Genomic DNA, 16,673 nt, shown 5'->3' with positions numbered 1-16,673 from the left:
CGGGCCCGTCCCTAGGCCACCAGGGCCAGTTCGAACTGGCTCCGGTCGCTGGCGTCGGGGCGGTCGAACACCTTGCAGAACACCTTCACCACCCGCTCGCCGGAGTCGATCTGTTCCAGGGGATCCTTGCGCAGGCGGTGGCGCAGGCAGCAGGCGGCCACCCGGGCCACGTCGTCTTCGGTCACCTCGGTGCGGCCCTCGAAGGCGGCCAGGGCGCGGGCGGCCCGGTTGGTCACGATGTCGCCGCGCAGGCCGTCCACGTCGAGCTCACCGCACACGGCGGAGATGCGGATGCGCAGGTCGTCGTCGATCTGCACCTGGGGCAGGCGGTTCTGGGCCTCCACCACCCGGGCCTGCAGGGTGTCCTGTGTGGTCTGCACCGCGGCGTTGAAGCCGTCGGGATCGTTGTCGAAGGCGGTGCGCTGGTCCACCACCTGCACCCGCAGTTCGGGATCGCGCACGGTGCGCACCTCCACGCTCATGCCGAAGCGATCCAGCAGCTGGGGCCGCAGCTCCCCCTCTTCGGGGTTGCCCGAGCCGATCAGCACGAAACGGGCCGGGTGCCGCACGCTCACGCCCTCCCGCTCCACCGTGTTCCAGCCCGAGGCGGCCGAATCCAGCAGCACGTCCACCAGGTGGTCGTCCAGCAGGTTCACCTCATCCACGTAGAGCAGGCCGCGGTTGGCCTTGGCCAGCAGACCGGGCTCGAAGGCGCGCACCCCCTCGCTGAGGGCCTTCTCGATGTCGATGGTGCCGCAGAGGCGGTCTTCGGTGGCGCCCAGGGGCAGGTCCACCATCGGCACCTGGCGCTGCTCCACCGGCAGCTGTTCCCCCTGCTCGGCCCGCTGGCGCACCTCGGCGCTCTGCAGATCCGGATCGTCGGGGGAGCTGTTGTAGGGATCGCCCGCGACCACGGGGATCTCGGGAAGAAGATCGGCCAGGGCGCGGATCGTGGTGCTCTTGCCCGTGCCCCGGTCGCCCATGATCATCACCCCGCCGATGCGGGGATCGATGACATTCAGCAGCAGGGCCAGCTTCATCTCCTCCTGCCCCACGATCGCGGTGAAGGGGAAGACCCGGCGCTTGCGGGCTTGCGTCACGGTTGGCGGCTGGCTGGGGTCGGAGGGGATTGTTTCACAGGCAACAGGCTGAGCACCTGGGGCGGGGTGGCGTCGGCCGGGTAGATGAGCCGCACCCGCAGGCTGCGGTGGGCGCCCGGCGCCAGGCTCACGGTGCCCAGGGCCGGCCCTGGATCGCCGGCCCGCTGCACCAGATGGAAGCGGCGGCGGCCGCTGGTCCGTCCGCCGGGGCCATCCAGGCCGCTCACCTCCACCGGCCCCCGGAACATCACGGCCTTGGCGGGGGTGGTGTTGAAGCGCAGTCCGCCCTGGGGCTGATCGCCCTTGATGGGCGACTCCAGGGCAAGCTGCAGCTGCACGGGAGTGGTGCCGGTGTTGCGCAGCGGGATGGTGAGGTCATACTCGACCCCGTAGTTGCCGTGGGCGGCCCAGGCGGTGCCGGGATAGAAGGCCTTCAGTTCGGCGGTCTGCACCTGGCCGGTGCCCAGGGTGCCGCGCTCGAGCGAGGCGATCGGCCAGGAGATCGGCGCGGCGCTGGCCGGCAGCCAGGCCTTGTCCGGGGCGGTGATCGTGCCCCTCCAGACGCTGCCCACCTGCACGCCGCTGACCCTGGAGTAGATGATCCGGCCGCTGGCCCCCCGCGGCGTGGGCGTGTGCTCCTTCGGACTGAGCCCTCCGTCCAGCAGGCGGGCCCAGGTGTCGGCCGGGGGCGGGGCATCGTTGGGTCCGAAGGCGGCCAGGGTGGCCAGGCTCACCGGACCGCTGCTGAGCAGGCGCATCTGCAGGTTGCGGCCGTTCAGCAGGGGATCGAGCCCCCGCACCGGCAAGGGCAGCACCACCAGGGTGCTCGGCTGGTCCGGGGCGAGGGTCCATTCGCGCGCCAGTTCAGGGCTGCGCCGGCGGGCCAGCAGTTCGCCCGCCACCCGGCTGCCCGGTCCGGCGTAGGCCGGGGTGGTGGTTTCCTCCAGCAGGGGCGGCAGGGGCAGGAACGGGGCGCCCGCCATGGCCGGATCGAGCGACTGCGACAGGGCGGTGGAGCCTCCGAGCAGGCGCAGGGTCACCGGCTTCGGCCCCCGCGGCTGGGCCACCACCGCCAGCCACAGGGTGGAGTCGAGGGTGTCCGGCTTGCCGGCATACACGTGGTGGCTGAACAGATCGAAGCTGCCGCTGAGGGGCACATCCAGATGGGCCTCGGGCACGCCGCGGCCCCGGCCGGGGAAGGTGGAGAGCAGGATCCCCGGCCCCGTGATCAGCTCCGGATTGTTGTCGTTCACCACCAGCACGGTGTCCAGGCCGCCGGGGAGGGGGGCCACCGTCTGGGAGCGGAGCATGGGGGGCGCCGGAGCCGGAGCCGCCGGGGCCGCCGCTGGTGCCGCCCCCGTGGGCAGCACCAGGCCCGTGGCGGCGACCACGCCGGTGGCCGTGGAGAGCAGGAGACGGAGCGGGGAGATCATCGGCGGCCCACGAGGGTTTTGGCGGTTTCGGCGGCCATCGAGCGGATCAGCTCGGCGGAGCGCGGGTCGTTGAACGGCCCCTTCACCATGAAGGCGGCCACGGCCCGCTGGCCGGTGGGGAGATGGATCAGGGCGGCGTCGGAGTAGGCGATGCCGATGTCGCCGGTCTTGTTGTACACGGTGACGCCGAAGCTCAGCAGTTCGCTGTCCGGGTCTGCGGCGTCCTTGCCCAGGCCCTGAAGCAGTCCGAGCGGGATCAGGGTGTTGGTGCGGGAGGTGCCCATGATCTCGCGAAACAGATCCCGAGCCCGCGGACTCAGTGTCTCGCCGGTGTCCACCAGGGCGATCGACTTGGCCAGGTCGCGGGCGCTGGTGGTGTTGGTGCCCTCGAGATCCGGCAGCCAGTTGTTGATCACCGTGGCCGGCAGTCCCAGGGCCTGGAAGCGGGCGTTGAGCTTCTCCTTGCCCCCCAGACGCTTGATCAGGAGGTTGGTGGCGCTGTTGTCGCTCACCCGGATCATCTCGGTGGCCGATTCGAAGAAGGGGAAGCGGGTGCCCACCGGCCTGCTGGCCATCCAGCCGGCGCCACCCCCCACCACCTCCTTGGTGAGGGGCAGGGGCTCGTTCCAGCGGATCTTGCCCGCGTCCACATCCTCCAGGCCCGCCAGCAGGATGGGGGTCTTGATCGAGCTGGCGGCGGGCAGGGCCTGATCGGCCTGCAGTTCGGCATAGCGACCGTCATCCAGCACCAGCAGGAAGCCGCTGGCCTGAAGCCCCTGCTGGGCAGCCGCCAGGCGGGCCCAGGACTCGCTCAGGGCGGTGAGCTTCTTCTTCGGCTCGAAACGCCCCGGATCCAGGGTGCTGGCCGAAGCCTGGTTGCCGGGGTCGAGCTTCGGAGCATCCACCGCGCCGGTGGCCAGGTGGGGAGCCAGCAGCTTGAGCCCCGTGCCCGCCAGCACCCCCAGCCCGATGCCCATCACGGTGAGACGCAGCAGCAACCGCAGCGGGTGGCCCCAGCCGGTGCGCGGGGGCTCGGGTGGGCGGCCAGCAGTCAATGGAGGCAGGCGGCGAAGGTCACGACGCTAGGAGGGAGCTGCCGGGCTGCAGCCGGGGGGGTTGGCGCCCTGACGGCTGGCCCAGCGCAACTGGCGCACCATGCCGCGCAGCAGGGCGACCTCGCCGCTGCTGATCCCGCCCCGCTGCAGCAGCGCCCGCACCTTGGCCATGCGGGCATCGGCCGTGTGGGGATAGAGGAATCCCACCTCCAGCAGGAGAGCTTCGGCGTCAGCCACCAGCGCCTCCAGCTCGCCGCGGCGGCAGGGTTCGAGAACCTCTTCAGGTGGTTCGGCGGCATGTGCTGTCCTCTGCACCTGCCCATGCCAGGCGTGCAGGGCCAGCGCCACGGCATGGGAGAGGTTCAGGGAGGTGTAGGCCGCGGCCGTGGGCAGGGTGAGCAGGTGGCCGGCCTGGAGCAGTTCCCCATTGCTCAGCCCCCGGTCCTCGCGGCCGAACACCAGCGCCACCGTCTGATCGCAGGGGCCGCCGGACAGCCAGGCCAGGCTGGTCTCGGGGCCCTGCAGTGGCAGGGGTTCGCCGTCGCGGCGGCCGCTGGTGGCCACCACGCGGTGGCAATCGGCCACGGCGGAGGCCAGATCCGGATGGAGCGCGGCCTGATCGAGCACGGACGCCCCATGCACGGCCATGCGGCGGGCCTCCTCCCCGAACGGATCGCAGCGGGGGGACACCAGACGGAGCTGCTGCACCGCGAAGTTGGCACAGAGCCGGGCCACGCTGCCCACGTTGAGGGCTCCCGCCGGTTCCACCAGCACCACCACCAGGGGCGGCTTCACACCAGTCCGTTCAGGTAGGCCAGCAGGTCGGCCATGGCCTGGGGCTCGGGCTGGAAGCGAGGCATCGGCGGGGTCCGGCCGCTCACCACCTGCTGGATGAGCTGGCGCTGGCTCTTGCGCTGGGACACCCCATGCAGATCGGGACCCACCAGCCCCTGGGCGGCGATGCCGTGGCAGCCGGCGCAGTTGAGCCGGAACAGCCGGGCCCCATGTTCCACCGACCCCCGCAGCTCCAGGGTCTGGCGGGTGTAGGGATCGGTGCGGGCTGCCGGCAGCACCAGCAGAGCCAGCACCACGCAGGCGGTGGCGGCCGCCAGCACCAGGGCGGCCACCAGGCCGCGGGGCATGGCGGGTTGGACGATCTGGCTGTTCATCGCGACGCCTGGGGTTGGTGGGTCAGAACGGGGTTCTGATCGCCTGATCCCGAGCCTGCTCCAGCGACCGCTCCAGGGAGCGTCCTGGAGCGGGGAGGCTGGATCGGCGGTCGCGATCCGCTGGGACCCGGTACGGGAGAACGGTGGGCAGGCATGGGAAGATTGTGGCGCGAAAGCCCTCCCCTGCGCTCCCATGATCGAACCCCTGCTCTGCGGCATCGTGCTCGGTCTGATCCCGGTGACGCTGCTCGGCCTGTTCGTGGCGGCCTGGAACCAGTACCGCCGCGGCAGCGTGCTGGACGTCTGAAGCCCGGATTTCAGCTCTGCAGGGCGCTGCCCCCGGTATCCGGCTCCAGAAGAATCACCGTGGTGGTGCCGTAACGGCGGCGGTCCCTGTCCCGCCACCCCTCGGGCGTGGCGGGACAATCAGCTGTGGCGCACTCGAGCACCAGGCAGCCGCCCTCAGCCAGCCAGCCCCCCGCCGCCACCGCCCGGGCCAGGTCGCCATAGAGCCCGGCGGCATAGGGCGGATCGGCATAGATGATCGTGAAGGGCTCACCGGGGCAACCCCGCTGCAGCCAGCGGATGGCTTCGCCGCCGTGGAGCTCCACCTGGGGCGCCGGCCTTCCATCGTTCCGGTTCGCCTCGCCGGTCTGAACCAGATGAAGGTTGTGGCGGGCCACCGCCGCGATGCGCGGATCCTGTTCTACCGCCACCACCCGGCGGGCTCCCCGTTGCAGGGCCTCACAGGCCATCACGCCGCTGCCGCTGAACAGATCCAGCCAGGCTGCGCCACGCAGCTCACGGGCCAGCAGGTTCATCACCGCCAGGCGCACCCGGGATGCCGTGGGCCTGGCCCTGTCGCCGGGGGGACTCTGGAGCTTGCGGCCGCCGCTCAGCCGCAGGGTCATGGCTCCGCTGCCGCGTCTCCCCTGCCCGCCTGCTCCGTGAGCCAGTGGAGCCAGCGCTGCAGCATCGCCTGGCCGGCCAGGGCCGACTTTTCGGGGTGGAACTGGCAGGCTCCGATGCGGCCCTGCCACACCGCGGCGGTGATCCGCTCACCCGCGAAGTCCACCCGGGCCGTGGTGCAGGCCGGATCGGCAGGCACGGCTGCAAAGGAGTGCACGAAATAGACCCAGGCCTCGGGGGCGTCCGCCGGCAGCAGCGGACTCGGGCTCCCCGGCACCAGGGGCTCCCAGCCCATGTGGGGAATCGGGTGGCCGGGTTTGCGGGGCAGGGCCTTCACCCGGCCGGGAATGACCCCCAGGCCGGCGGCGCTGCCCTCGTCGCTGCCCTCGAACAGCAGCTGCAGGCCCAGGCAGATCCCCAGCAGGGGACGCCCCGCCGCGCACCAGCGCCGGATGGCGGTGGCCAGGCCGCTGTGCTCCAGGCGCTCCATGGCGGGGTCGAAGGCACCCACGCCCGGCAGCACCAGGGCGTCGCAGGTCTCCATGGCGTCGGCCCCGTGCACCGGCACCAGGCTGGCGCCGAGGCGCTCGAAGGCCCGTTGCACCGAATGCAGGTTGCCCATGCCGTAATCGATCAGACCGATGCGGGTCATCGCAGCGCGGGGATGGCGTCCGGCAGGTCCAGCCCGTTGAGGCTGTCGATGAGCTGGTAGAGCCGGCCCATGCGGCGCTTGTCGAAGTGGAAGCGGAGGCAGGGCCGCAGGAAGCCGCGCTCGTCGATGGTTTCGGCGGCCTGGATCACGCCCTGATCCACCAGATCGTCATAGTCGCGGTTGAGCTGATCCAGCGCCGGCGGGGGCACCGCATGGTTGAGCAGCAGCTCCACCCGGTCCTGCCGAAGGGCGGCAGCGTGGTACACGCGGTAGAAGCGGCCGATCTGCTCCATGGCCTCGCGGGCACTCTGGGTGAGGAACAGCAGGGAGGAATCCTCCGGTGAAATCAGCCCGCGCTGGCGCATCGTGGCCAGGCTGTGCTCGTGCCAGCTGAGCCAGAAGGGATCGTCCGGTGGCGCCAGCAGCACCAGGGGCATCGGCGGTGTTCGTCCCGTCTGGATCAGGGTGAGGGACTCGAACAGTTCATCGAGGGTGCCGAAGCCTCCGGGCAGCACCACCAGAGCATCGCTCTCCCGCAGGAAGAACAGCTTGCGGGTGAAAAAGTAGCGGAAGTGGAGCAAGCGGCCATTGCAGCTGCTCACCACGGGGTTGGGATGCTGCTCGAAGGGCAGATCCACGTTCAGGCCGATGCTGTGCTCGCAGCCGGCCCCGAGGTTGGCGGCCTCCATGATGCCGCCGCCGGCGCCGGTGATCACCTCGAAGCCGGCCGCCACCGCCTCCTCAGCCAGCTCCCGCGCCAGGGCATGGCTGGGGTCGTCGGCGGTGGTGCGGGCGGAGCCGAACACCGACACCTTGCGCACGTCCCGCTGAGGGCGGAACACATCGAGGGCCTCGCTGATGTCGGCAAGGGTGCCCTCCACCATGTGCCAGGCCTCGGGTTCGGACTCGTGGCGGCACAGGGAGAGCAGGGACACCAGGGCCCTGTCGATCAGCCGACGCTGGGGATGGCCTTCGATCGCTTCGGCGAGGGCATCAATGGGGCTGGTGCCTCCACCACGTTCAGCGGCGCTGCAGGGAGAGGGAAGGCCGCTCACGGCCGCGGGCTCGGCACGGGGTTCAGAGGTATTTGGTGATGGTTCCGGAGAGGGTGGTCTTGGGCACGGCACCGACCACGGTGTCCACTTTCTGGCCGCCCTTGAACACCATCAGGGTGGGAATGCTGCGGATTCCGTACTGACTGGCGACGTTGGGGTTTTCGTCAGTGTTCAGCTTGAAGACCTTGATCTGACCCTCGAATTCCTTGGCGATTTCATCCACGATCGGCGCCACCATGCGGCAGGGGCCACACCAGGGGGCCCAGAAGTCAACCAGCACAGGGACATCGCTCTTCAGCACGTCTTGCTCAAAGGAAGCGTCGGTGACGGCGGCTGCGCTGGACATCCTTGTGGGGGTCAGGGTTCCCGCAATCTAGCAAGGGTGCTCCGGATCTCCTCAGACCGGAGCAGCCAAGCGTTGCAGGGCTTTAAGGACAAAAGGCCCGGACGTGCCGGGCCGGAGGGTGTGAGGAGTGTGTGAGCTGTGAAGCCCCCACGGTTTCAACATACGACTTACTTGCCCATCCCCAGCTGCTGGGCTTTCTGGTACACCTTGCCTTCGGTGAGCAGCGAGGGAGCCACCACCACCTCCACCTGCTGCATTTCCTTGAGGGTGCGGGCCCCGAGGGTGCCCATGGAGGTGCGGATGCAGCCCAGGAGGTTCTGGGTGCCATCGTCGAGGCCGGCGGGGCCCCGCAGAATCTTCTCCAGACTGCCGGTGGTGCCCACGTTGATGCGGGTGCCGCGGGGCAGCACCGGGCTCGGGGTGGCCATGCCCCAGTGGAAGCCCCGGCCCGGAGCTTCGGCGGCGCGGGCGATCGGTGAACCGATCATCACAGCGTCGGCGCCGCAGGCCAGGCACTTGCAGATGTCGCCGCCGGTCACGATGCCGCCATCGGCGATCACCGGCACGTAGCGGCCGGTGGCAGCGGCGTGGTCGTCACGGGCAGCGGCGCAGTCGGCCACGGCGGTGGCCTGGGGGATGCCGATGCCCAGCACGCCGCGGCTGGTGCAGGCCGCACCGGGGCCGATGCCCACCATCACGCCGGCGGCTCCGGCCCGCATCAGCTTCAGGGCCACCTCGTAGGTGACGCAGTTGCCGATCACCACCGGCACGCCGAAATCGCGGCAGAGGGCCTCCAGGTCGAGGCTTGCCTGGCCCTCCGGACCGATGTGCTCGGTGCTCACCACCGTGGCCTGCACGAAGAAGAGATCGGCGCCCGCCTCGGCGATCGCCTTGCCGAAGCGGATGGCCGCCACCGGCGTGGCGCTCACGGCGGCGATGCCGCCCTTCTCCTTGATCTGGCCGATCCGCTTGGCGATGAGGTCTTCCCGCACGGGCTGGCTGTAGAGCTCCTGCATCAGCGGAACGAACGCCTCCTTGCCCACGGCCGCGATGCGATCGAGCACGGGGTTGGGGTCGTCGTAGCGGCACTGCACCCCCTCCAGGTTCAGCACCCCCAGGGCGCCCTGGCGGGTGAGCTCCACGGCCATGCCCACATCCACCACGCCGTCCATGGCACTGGCGATGATCGGGATCTCGCGGCTGATGCCCCCGAGGGTCCAGCTGCTGTCGGTCACCGCCGGATCCACCGTGCGGCCGCCGGGCACCAGGGCGATCTCGTCGATGCCGTAGGCACGACGGACGGTGCGGGAGCGGCCGAGCTGGATGTCCACCGGAAACTGACGTGTTCGGGTCAAGCTATCAACCGGCCCTCGGCGTCAGCTCCTGCCGAGGAAGGCATTCCAGCGGCGCTGGAGCTGCTGCATCAGCTGCTCGCGCTCGCTGCTGTGCAGCAGCTTCGGCAGCCCGTGGCGCAGGATCCAGATCACCCCCACGAGTTCCAGCAGACCGGGCACCAGCGGCAGGCCATCGAGGGCGGCCAGCAGGGCGGCATAGACCCGAAGCACCAGCACGGCGGCCACCACCGCCAGCAGGGCCATCAGGGGTGTGCGCGCGCTCTGCCAGAACTCCTGCAGCTGGCCGCGGCTCAGCCAGGCCTGCACCTTGCCGGTCAGCAGGTGCCATTCGCCGCCGGCCTCGCCGCTGTCCGGGCTGCCCTCCAGGGGCGGCACGCTCACGGTGGCGGCGACGCCGGGTTCCGGGGCGGGGCTGGCCGCAGGTGGAGTTGGGGTCGGCTCCCCCGCGGCGACGGGTTCCGGGGAGGGAGCTTCGGAGGACGGCTCCCCCGCAGAAGGCTGCTCAGGGGAGTTCTGCTCAGGGGGGCTCGCCATGGCCTCGACGGGCTCGGTGGCGCGCTCGGTGGCCAGCTCGCTGGCGGGCCGCTCCTGGGGCTGCTCCCCTGCCGGGGTGGCAGGGCTCTGGTTCTCGTCTGCCATGGCGATCAAGGGCGCGCTCCGGCGGAAATTCCTGGGCCGGAGCTTAAGCGGGGTTTCCGGATCGCCCTCCCACCCTCGCGGCCTGGCTTCAAGGATCGAGGGGCACCAGGCCTGGCCGCGAGCCCAGGGGCAGGGCCGGCAGCCGAAGGGGGAAGTCACCGCTCTGCAGCAGGCCGATCAGCCGATCGGTGATCGAGGCGGCCAGCCGCGGGCTGTGGGCGGGGGCACAGCGCAACCGCCGCCCCTGGAGCTCGAAGCTGCCCTGCTGCAGCTCCGCGTAGCTCACGCTGCCCAGGGCCGGTTTCACCCGGCGGGGAAGGGCCAGATCCAGCACCGGGGCCTGCAGGGCCTCGGGGCCGGCCGCGGCCCGGCGGGCGCTGGCCAGGTTGAGCAGGGGCACGGGCGCGGCGATCGCCACCAGCAGGCCACGGCCATGCCCTTCGAAGTGGCAGGAGCGCAGCCAGAGGGGGTCGAGGCCGTGAAGGTCCACCGCCACGGCCGCCACGGCGCCGGGGGTGCGGGCATGGCCGCTGCCCTGGCGGCGGGGTTGCGGCTGGTGGCCGCTGCCGCTGCCCAGCACCCAGCCGATCGCGCCGGCCACCAGCACGGGCGAACCGGGACCCAGCGCCTGCAGCCCTGGTGAGGTGAGGCCGATGCTGCCGGCGCCGCCGCAGCTGTAGAGCGCCGTGGTGAGGGGGCCCAGCAGGGGGCCGAGCGGGCTGTGGCACAGCCCGGTCTGGCTGCTCACGGCCACGATGCCGTTTTCGGCGATGGCCCGGTGCAGCAGCAGCCGCCCGGTGGCGATCCGCTCCAGGGTGAGTTCGGTGTGCAGCTCCCGCCGCGGATGCTGAAGCGTCGCCTCGCCAGCGGCGGCGAGGGGCACGGCCTCACCTTTCAGCAGCCGGTCCAGCACCGTGGCACCGCTGCTGCGGTCCGGGTCGGCCAGGCCGCCACCGATCGGCAGCACGAGCTCGCCGCTGCCGCCGCTGGCCAGGCCCTGCACGCCCCCCACCTGGACCCGCTGCAGCCGGATCGGCGGATCGCTGGGGCCCAGGGAGAGGTGGAGGCTGGCCTGGTCGGTGAACACGGCGTCGGCGGCCACCACCACATCGGTGCGGGCGAAGGCGGTGGCCAGGTCGTGGTCCTGCACCAGCTGCCGGAACGCTTCGGCCGAGCGCACCCGCAGCTCCCCCTGCTCCTGGCGCTGGCGCAGGCTCGCTTCGCTGCGCTCCTCAGCTCCCCGGGCTCGGCCGCTCATCCTGCGCTCATGGCGAGCTCATCCTCGGGCCCGGAAGCGGTGAACCCTGGCGGGAGTTCGGCGGGCAGAGCTGTCGATAGGATGGCTGTGTTGAAGGCAGTTCTGCATGGCGGATCCCACCGACCCCAACGGCGATTCGCGAATCATCCAGACCGATCTTCGCAACGAGATGTCGCGCTCCTATCTGGAGTATGCGATGAGCGTGATCGTGGGCCGGGCCCTGCCCGATGCCCGCGATGGCCTCAAGCCGGTGCACCGGCGCATCCTCTATGCCATGTATGAGCTGGGTCTCACCAGCGACAGGCCTTACCGCAAGTGTGCCCGTGTGGTGGGCGAGGTGCTGGGCAAATACCACCCCCACGGCGACACAGCGGTGTACGACGCCCTGGTTCGCATGGCACAGGACTTCAACATGCGCCTGCCGCTGGTGGACGGCCACGGCAATTTCGGCTCGGTGGATGGTGATCCGCCGGCCGCCATGCGGTACACCGAATCGCGGCTGCAGGCGCTCACCACCGATGCCCTGCTGGAGGACATCGAGGCCGAAACGGTGGACTTCGCCGACAACTTCGATGGGTCCCAGCAGGAACCCACCGTGATGCCGGCTCGGATTCCCCAGCTGCTGCTGAACGGCTCCACGGGAATTGCCGTGGGGATGGCCACCAACATCCCGCCCCACAACCTCACGGAACTGATCGATGGCCTGCTGGCGCTGATCGCCGACCCCGATGTGGAGGATCGGCAGCTGATGGCTATCATCCCGGGCCCCGATTTCCCCACCGGAGGCCAGATCCTCGGGCGCCGCGGCATCCGCGAGACCTACACCACCGGCCGTGGTTCGGTGACGATGCGGGGGGTGGCCTCGGTGGAGACGATCGAGGCGAAAGGGCGGCCGGATCGTGACGCCATCATCATCACCGAACTGCCGTTCCAGACCAACAAGGCCTCGCTGATCGAGCGGATCGCCGAGCTGGTGAACGACAAGAAACTCGACGGCATTTCCGACATCCGCGATGAGTCGGACCGCGATGGCATGCGCATTGTGATCGAGCTGCGCCGCGATGCCTATCCGCAGGTGGTGCTGAACAACCTGTTCAAACTCACCCCGCTGCAGAACAACTTCAGCGCCTACATGCTCGCCCTGGTGAAGGGGGAGCCGGTGCTGCTCACCCTCCGCAAGATGCTGGAGGTGTTCCTGGAATTCCGGGTCGAGACGATCGAACGTCGCACCCGGTTCCTGTTGCGCAAGGCGGAGGAACGCGACCACATCCTGCTGGGCCTGCTGATCGCGCTGGACAGCCTCGATGCGATCATCGCCCTGATCCGTGCCGCCGCCGACACGGCTTCCGCCCGCAGTGAACTGGTGGCTCAGTTCGGCCTCACCGAGATCCAGGCGGACGCGATCCTGCAGATGCAGCTTCGCCGGCTCACGGCCCTGGAGGCCGACAAGATCCGGCTCGAGCATGAGGATCTGCTCGCCAAGATCACCGACTACAAGGACATCCTGGCCCGGCGGGAACGGGTGTTCGGCATCATCACCGATGAGCTCGGCGCCATCCGCAACCGCTACCTCTCGCCGCGCCGCACCGAGATCCTCGACCTCGAGGGAGGCCTGGAGGACATCGACCTGATCGCCAATGAGCGGTCGGTGGTGCTGCTCACCGAAACCGGCTATCTCAAGCGGATGCCGGTGAGCGAGTTCGAGGCCACCAGCCGCGGCACCCGCGGCAAGGCCGGCACCCGCAGCCAGGGTGAGGAGGCCGTGAAGCTGTTCATCAGCTGCAACGACCACGACAACCTCCTGCTGTTCAGTGATCGGGGCGTCGTGTATGCCGTGCCGGCCTACCGGGTGCCGATCTGCAGCCGCGCGGCCAAGGGCACGCCGATCGTGCAGCTGCTGCCCATCCCCCGTGAGGAGCAGATCACGTCGCTGCTGGCCGTGAGCGCCTTCAGCGAGGAGGCGATGCTGGTGATGCTCACCAGTGGCGGCTACATCAAGCGCACCCGGCTTTCCGCCTTCAGCAACATCCGCTCCAACGGGCTGATCGCCATCTCCCTGGAAGACGGCGACGATCTGCGCTGGGTGCGTCTGGCCCTTCCCGGCGACAGCGTGCTGATCGGCTCGCTCAAGGGCATGACCATTCATTTCCGCCTCACCGACGAGGAACTGCGTCCCCTCGGCCGCACGGCCCGGGGCGTGCGCGCCATGAACCTGCGCGCGGGCGACCAGCTGGTGAGCATGGATGTGCTGTCCGCCGAACTGGCGGACCGGGTGGCCAGCTCCTCCGATTCGGCCGGGCTCGAGGAGTCGGAGCCGGAGGAGCTGGTGGCCGATGAGGTGGCGGCCGAGGAGGTGGCGGTCAGCGAGGGGCCCTGGGTGCTGGTGGCCAGCGCGGCCGGCCTGGGCAAGCGGGTGCCGGTGGATCAGTTCCGCCTGCAGAAGCGGGCCGGTATGGGGCTGCGGGCCATCAAGTTCCGCCGCGACGGCGACACCCTCGTGGGCCTCAAGGTGCTCGGCGCCGGGGAGGAGGTGCTGCTGGTGAGCGAGCGCGGGGTGATCGTGCGCACGGAGGCCGACGCCATTCCGCAGCAGTCGCGGGCGGCCACTGGCGTGCGCCTGCAGCGGCTCGATGCGGGCGATCGGCTGGTGGAGGTGGTGCTGGTGCCGCCGGCGGCCAGCGAGGACGAGTTGGACGCTGCGGTGGATGCCGAGCTGGACGCTGCGGTGGATGCCGAGGCCCAGGACCCAGCGGATTGACGCCACCGGAGAGCCGCAGCGACGTCGCCATCCCGGCCTCCCCCTGCAGCGATGTGCTGGTGATCGGGGCCGGGCCCGCCGGACTCTGCATCGCCGCGGCCCTGGCCGCCGAGGGACTGCAGGTGGCGGTGCTCAGCGACGCCGATCCTCAGGCTCCCTGGCCCAACACCTACGGCATCTGGGGCGAGGAGGTGGACAGCCTCGGCCTGGCCCATCTGCTGGGCCATCGCTGGAGCCACACCGTGAGTTATTTCGGCCCGGGCGAGGCCGACCCGGGCGGGCCCGGCAATCAGCCGGTTCTGCATGGCCGCGACTACGGACTGTTCGACAAGGTCCGGCTGCAGGCCCACTGGCTCGAGCAGGCCAGGCGGCTGGGAGTGCGCTGGCATCGGGGCGAGGCGGTGGGCCTGGCGTTCGAGGGCGAGCGCGGAGCCCAGGAACCCGCCGGAGTGAGTGTGGTGACCACGGCGGCCGGGGAGCGGCTGCGGGCCCGGCTGGTGCTCGATGCCAGCGGCCACCGGTCGGCCCTGGTGCAACGTCCCGATGAGGGGCCGGTGGCGGGGCAGGCGGCCTACGGCGTGGTGGGTCGCTTCACGGCCGCGCCGGTGGAGCCCGACCAGTTCGTGCTGATGGACTTCCGCTGCGATCACCTCAGCCCGGAACAGCGCTCCGAGCCGCCCTCCTTCCTCTATGCCATGGACCTGGGCGAGGGGCGCTACTTCGTGGAGGAGACCTCCCTGGCCCTGGCGCCGCCGTTGCCCTTCGACACCCTGCGCCAGCGGCTGGAGCTTCGCCTCGCCCATCGCGGTGTGGCGATCAGCGCCGTGGAGCACGAGGAGTTCTGCCTGTTTCCGATGAACCTGCCCCTGCCGGATCGTCAGCAGCCGCTGCTGGCCTTCGGGGGAGCGGCGGCGATGGTGCATCCCGCCAGCGGCTATCTGGTGGGGGCCCTGCTGCGCCGCGCCCCCGGCCTGGCCCGGGCCGTGGCGGCCGCCTGCGCCGATGGCCAGGCTTCGCCGGCCACGCTGGCGGCCGCGGGCTGGGCCGGCCTCTGGCCCCAGGAGCTGCGGCGCAAGCATGCCCTCTACCAGTTCGGCCTGGACAAGCTGATGCGCTTTCCGGAGGCCCGGCTGCGGGCCTTCTTCGCCACCTTCTTCGCGCTGCCGGAGCCGCAGTGGTCTGGCTTTCTCACCAACACCCTGAGCGTGCCCCAGCTGCTGGCGGCAATGCTGCGGCTGTTCGCCCTGGCCCCGTGGGAGGTGCGGCTGGGCCTGCTGGGCCTGCAGGGCCGGGAGGCGGCGCGGCTCGGGCGGCTGCTGCGCCCCTGAAGCTCAGCTGTGCGGTTCAGCTGAGCGGGGTCACCCAGTCGGCGGCGTTGAGCTCGGGCAGCAGGGCATCCTCCCGCTGCACGGCCCGGAGCCAGCCCGGGGGCAGCTCCGCGCCGGTTTCGATCGCATCCAGCAGGCGCCAGAACCGCTCCAGATGGCGCTCGATCCGCTCCCGGGCCAGCTCGGTGGTGGTGCCGGCCCGGAGGATGAAGCTCCAGTCGGAACTCTGGGCCAGCAGCAGCTCCCGGCCTGCCTGGGTGAGCATCTGCTGCTGCTCGGCGCTGCCCACCCCCCGGTTCACCCGGCGCACCATCGCCCGTGAGGCCCGCTGCCATTCGGCCACCACCCAGGCATTGCTGTCGTTGAGCCAGTAGTCGTGGTAGCCCCCCTGGCCCCAGCTGCTGGGGGACGGATGGCAGAGCTGGAGGGCCTGATCCCGGGCCAGCACCTCCCGCAGCGTCACCAGCTCCACGCCGGCGGCGGCGGCCCGGCGGAACAGGGCGGCGAGGAAGCGGGGCCCCTCGAACCACCAGTGGCCGAACAGCTCCGCATCGAACGGAGCCACCAGCAGGGGTGCCTGGGCCATGGAGCCGGCCAGGCCAGACAGTTCGAGCCGCCGACCGTCGAGATAGTCGGTGGCATGGTCGTCGATCCGCTGCTGGGCCAGGGCCGGGTCGTAGGGCTGCTTGCGATCGAGGGGGCAGCCACGCCCGCTCACCCGGTGCAGCTTCAGCCCCAGGGGGCGGCGGTCGCGGATGCCGGCCTCCCGCAGCTGCTCCTCCGGCAGATCCCAGCCCAGATCGCGGTGGAATTCCCGGTAGGCCCCATCGCCCGGGTAGCCCTCGCGGGCGCTCCACACGGGCAGGGTGGCGTTGCCGTCGCGGCCGAAGAAGGCCACGCCCGCGGGCGAGCAGATCGGGGCGAACACGCCGTAGCGGGGCCGGGGCTGGCCGTGCAGCAGGCCGTGACCATCCAGCACCGAATAGCGCAGCCCGGCGGCCACCAGCTGCTGATCGAGCCCCTCGTAGTAGGCGCACTCCGGCAGCCAGATGCCCAGCGGGGGCTCCCCCAGCAGGCGGCGGTGCTCGCGCACGGCGTTGAGCAGCTGGGCCCGCACGGCCTCGGGCACCTGGCGCAGCAGGGGGAGGTAGCCGTGGGTGGCCCCGCAGGTGATCAGATCCAGCACGCCCCCCTGCTGCAGGCGGCGGAAGCGGGGCACCAGCTGCCCGTCACACGCCTGCCACTGCTGTCGCACCTGCTCGAGCTGCTGGCGCAGGTCGGTGGCGGCCGCCTCGAAGCCCGGCGGAGCAAAGGCCAGCAACTCCAGCCGCGTGTCGAGCCAGGGCAGGAAGCGGGCGTTGAGCCCCGGGTCGGCCAGCAGGCTCAGCAGCGTGGGCGAGAGCCCCAGGGTGAGCCGGGGGTGCTGCTCGGGATCCGCCGCAGCCGTTTCGAGGGTGTCCAGCAACGGCAGGTAGCACTCCTGCAGGGCCTGGAAGTACCAGTCCTCCTCCAGCGAACCCGGCTCGCTGGAACGCACGTAGGGCAGATGGGCGTGCAGGACGAGGGCCAGTTGCCCGTTGGCCATGGCCTTGCCGCGGTGGGCGAACTGTAGATCC

General features: G+C 70.8%; 16 protein-coding genes. 3 read left to right on the top strand and 13 right to left on the bottom strand.

Annotation, left to right across the window (positions count from 1 at the left end; all coding sequences use genetic code 11):
- Positions 1 to 11 precede the first annotated feature (11 nt).
- From bchI to CPCC7001_RS05715, 5 genes are all read right to left on the bottom strand, one after another.
- Complete coding sequence (bchI, locus tag CPCC7001_RS05735; protein WP_006911628.1) at positions 12 to 1,100, bottom strand: magnesium chelatase ATPase subunit I; 1,089 nt, start codon at positions 1,098 to 1,100, stop codon at positions 12 to 14.
- Positions 1,097 to 2,533 carry a DUF3370 domain-containing protein gene (locus tag CPCC7001_RS05730; RefSeq protein ID WP_006910281.1) on the bottom strand — a complete coding sequence of 479 codons (1,437 nt, stop codon included), beginning with the start codon at positions 2,531 to 2,533 and terminating at the stop codon, positions 1,097 to 1,099. The genes bchI and CPCC7001_RS05730 overlap by 4 nt, the downstream gene beginning before the upstream one ends.
- Positions 2,530 to 3,531: a serine hydrolase gene (locus tag CPCC7001_RS05725; protein ID WP_006910721.1), complete on the bottom strand. Its 1,002-nt coding sequence runs from the start codon at positions 3,529 to 3,531 to the stop codon at positions 2,530 to 2,532. The genes CPCC7001_RS05730 and CPCC7001_RS05725 overlap by 4 nt, the downstream gene beginning before the upstream one ends.
- 84 nt (positions 3,532 to 3,615) lie before the next feature.
- The gene (locus CPCC7001_RS05720; RefSeq protein ID WP_006911162.1) at positions 3,616 to 4,383 is read right to left on the bottom strand and encodes an RNA methyltransferase; all 768 of its coding nucleotides are present in this window, start codon (positions 4,381 to 4,383) and stop codon (positions 3,616 to 3,618) included.
- Positions 4,380 to 4,757, bottom strand: coding sequence for a cytochrome c (locus CPCC7001_RS05715; RefSeq protein ID WP_006909126.1), 378 nt, complete (start codon positions 4,755 to 4,757; stop codon positions 4,380 to 4,382). The genes CPCC7001_RS05720 and CPCC7001_RS05715 overlap by 4 nt, the downstream gene beginning before the upstream one ends.
- Positions 4,758 to 4,950: 193 nt before the next feature.
- Between CPCC7001_RS05715 and petG the strand changes: the two genes are divergently transcribed.
- Complete coding sequence (gene petG, locus CPCC7001_RS05710) at positions 4,951 to 5,064, top strand: cytochrome b6-f complex subunit V (protein WP_006910945.1); 114 nt, start codon at positions 4,951 to 4,953, stop codon at positions 5,062 to 5,064.
- Between the two features lie 10 nt (positions 5,065 to 5,074).
- Here the strand turns inward: petG and rsmD are convergent, their stop codons facing one another.
- The 7 genes from rsmD to CPCC7001_RS05675 all read right to left on the bottom strand — a co-directional run bounded on the left by rsmD (position 5,075) and on the right by CPCC7001_RS05675 (position 10,971).
- Positions 5,075 to 5,668: a 16S rRNA (guanine(966)-N(2))-methyltransferase RsmD gene (gene rsmD, locus CPCC7001_RS05705; protein ID WP_006910514.1), complete on the bottom strand. Its 594-nt coding sequence runs from the start codon at positions 5,666 to 5,668 to the stop codon at positions 5,075 to 5,077.
- Positions 5,665 to 6,318, bottom strand: a complete 654-nt coding sequence (gene hisH, locus CPCC7001_RS05700; protein ID WP_006910209.1) for an imidazole glycerol phosphate synthase subunit HisH — start codon at positions 6,316 to 6,318, stop codon at positions 5,665 to 5,667. Before hisH ends, rsmD begins: the two co-directional genes overlap by 4 nt.
- Positions 6,315 to 7,373, bottom strand: coding sequence for an LOG family protein (locus tag CPCC7001_RS05695; RefSeq protein ID WP_006910081.1), 1,059 nt, complete (start codon positions 7,371 to 7,373; stop codon positions 6,315 to 6,317). The genes hisH and CPCC7001_RS05695 overlap by 4 nt, the downstream gene beginning before the upstream one ends.
- 22 nt (positions 7,374 to 7,395) lie before the next feature.
- On the bottom strand, positions 7,396 to 7,719 hold the full coding sequence (trxA, locus tag CPCC7001_RS05690; protein WP_006909712.1) for a thioredoxin: 324 nt from the start codon (positions 7,717 to 7,719) through the stop codon (positions 7,396 to 7,398).
- Between the two features lie 167 nt (positions 7,720 to 7,886).
- Positions 7,887 to 9,050 (bottom strand): GuaB3 family IMP dehydrogenase-related protein, encoded by a 1,164-nt coding sequence (locus tag CPCC7001_RS05685; protein ID WP_006910482.1) that lies wholly within the window; start codon positions 9,048 to 9,050, stop codon positions 7,887 to 7,889.
- A 45-nt stretch (positions 9,051 to 9,095) separates the two neighbouring features.
- Positions 9,096 to 9,713, bottom strand: coding sequence for a CAAD domain-containing protein (locus CPCC7001_RS05680; RefSeq protein WP_043368663.1), 618 nt, complete (start codon positions 9,711 to 9,713; stop codon positions 9,096 to 9,098).
- A gap of 88 nt (positions 9,714 to 9,801) precedes the next feature.
- Positions 9,802 to 10,971, bottom strand: a complete 1,170-nt coding sequence (locus CPCC7001_RS05675; RefSeq protein ID WP_006910008.1) for a homocysteine biosynthesis protein — start codon at positions 10,969 to 10,971, stop codon at positions 9,802 to 9,804.
- A 106-nt stretch (positions 10,972 to 11,077) separates the two neighbouring features.
- On the opposite strand from CPCC7001_RS05675, the gene gyrA reads away from it, so the two are divergent.
- Together gyrA and crtL are read left to right on the top strand one after the other, a co-directional pair.
- Complete coding sequence (gene gyrA, locus CPCC7001_RS05670) at positions 11,078 to 13,729, top strand: DNA gyrase subunit A (protein ID WP_006910307.1); 2,652 nt, start codon at positions 11,078 to 11,080, stop codon at positions 13,727 to 13,729.
- Entirely contained in the window at positions 13,726 to 15,057 is a 1,332-nt protein-coding gene (crtL, locus tag CPCC7001_RS05665) for a lycopene beta cyclase (protein ID WP_006909831.1), read from the top strand. The genes gyrA and crtL overlap by 4 nt, the downstream gene beginning before the upstream one ends.
- A gap of 16 nt (positions 15,058 to 15,073) precedes the next feature.
- On the opposite strand, the gene CPCC7001_RS05660 is transcribed toward crtL, so the two are convergent.
- Positions 15,074 to 16,642, bottom strand: coding sequence for a glycoside hydrolase family 57 protein (locus CPCC7001_RS05660; protein WP_006909145.1), 1,569 nt, complete (start codon positions 16,640 to 16,642; stop codon positions 15,074 to 15,076).
- Positions 16,643 to 16,673: the final 31 nt, after the last annotated feature.

Source organism: Cyanobium sp. PCC 7001 (genome assembly GCF_000155635.1).
Lineage (GTDB): Bacteria > Cyanobacteriota > Cyanobacteriia > PCC-6307 > Cyanobiaceae > NIES-981.
Note: the sequence above shows the minus strand (reverse complement) of the source record. Positions and strands in the feature narration are given on the sequence as shown.

Excerpts from the sequence above, each read along its gene's own strand:
- CPCC7001_RS05730 (WP_006910281.1), bottom strand. The coding sequence starts at position 2,533 with ATGATCTCCCCGCTCCGTCTCCTGCTCTCCACGGCCACCGGCGTGGTC.
- CPCC7001_RS05715 (WP_006909126.1), bottom strand. The coding sequence starts at position 4,757 with ATGAACAGCCAGATCGTCCAACCCGCCATGCCCCGCGGCCTGGTGGCC.
- petG (WP_006910945.1), top strand. The coding sequence starts at position 4,951 with ATGATCGAACCCCTGCTCTGCGGCATCGTGCTCGGTCTGATCCCGGTG.
- rsmD (WP_006910514.1), bottom strand. The coding sequence starts at position 5,668 with ATGACCCTGCGGCTGAGCGGCGGCCGCAAGCTCCAGAGTCCCCCCGGC.
- hisH (WP_006910209.1), bottom strand. The coding sequence starts at position 6,318 with ATGACCCGCATCGGTCTGATCGATTACGGCATGGGCAACCTGCATTCG.
- trxA (WP_006909712.1), bottom strand. The coding sequence starts at position 7,719 with ATGTCCAGCGCAGCCGCCGTCACCGACGCTTCCTTTGAGCAAGACGTG.
- CPCC7001_RS05680 (WP_043368663.1), bottom strand. The coding sequence starts at position 9,713 with ATGGCAGACGAGAACCAGAGCCCTGCCACCCCGGCAGGGGAGCAGCCC.
- CPCC7001_RS05675 (WP_006910008.1), bottom strand. The coding sequence starts at position 10,971 with ATGAGCGGCCGAGCCCGGGGAGCTGAGGAGCGCAGCGAAGCGAGCCTG.
- gyrA (WP_006910307.1), top strand. The coding sequence starts at position 11,078 with ATGGCGGATCCCACCGACCCCAACGGCGATTCGCGAATCATCCAGACC.
- CPCC7001_RS05660 (WP_006909145.1), bottom strand. The coding sequence starts at position 16,642 with ATGGCCAACGGGCAACTGGCCCTCGTCCTGCACGCCCATCTGCCCTAC.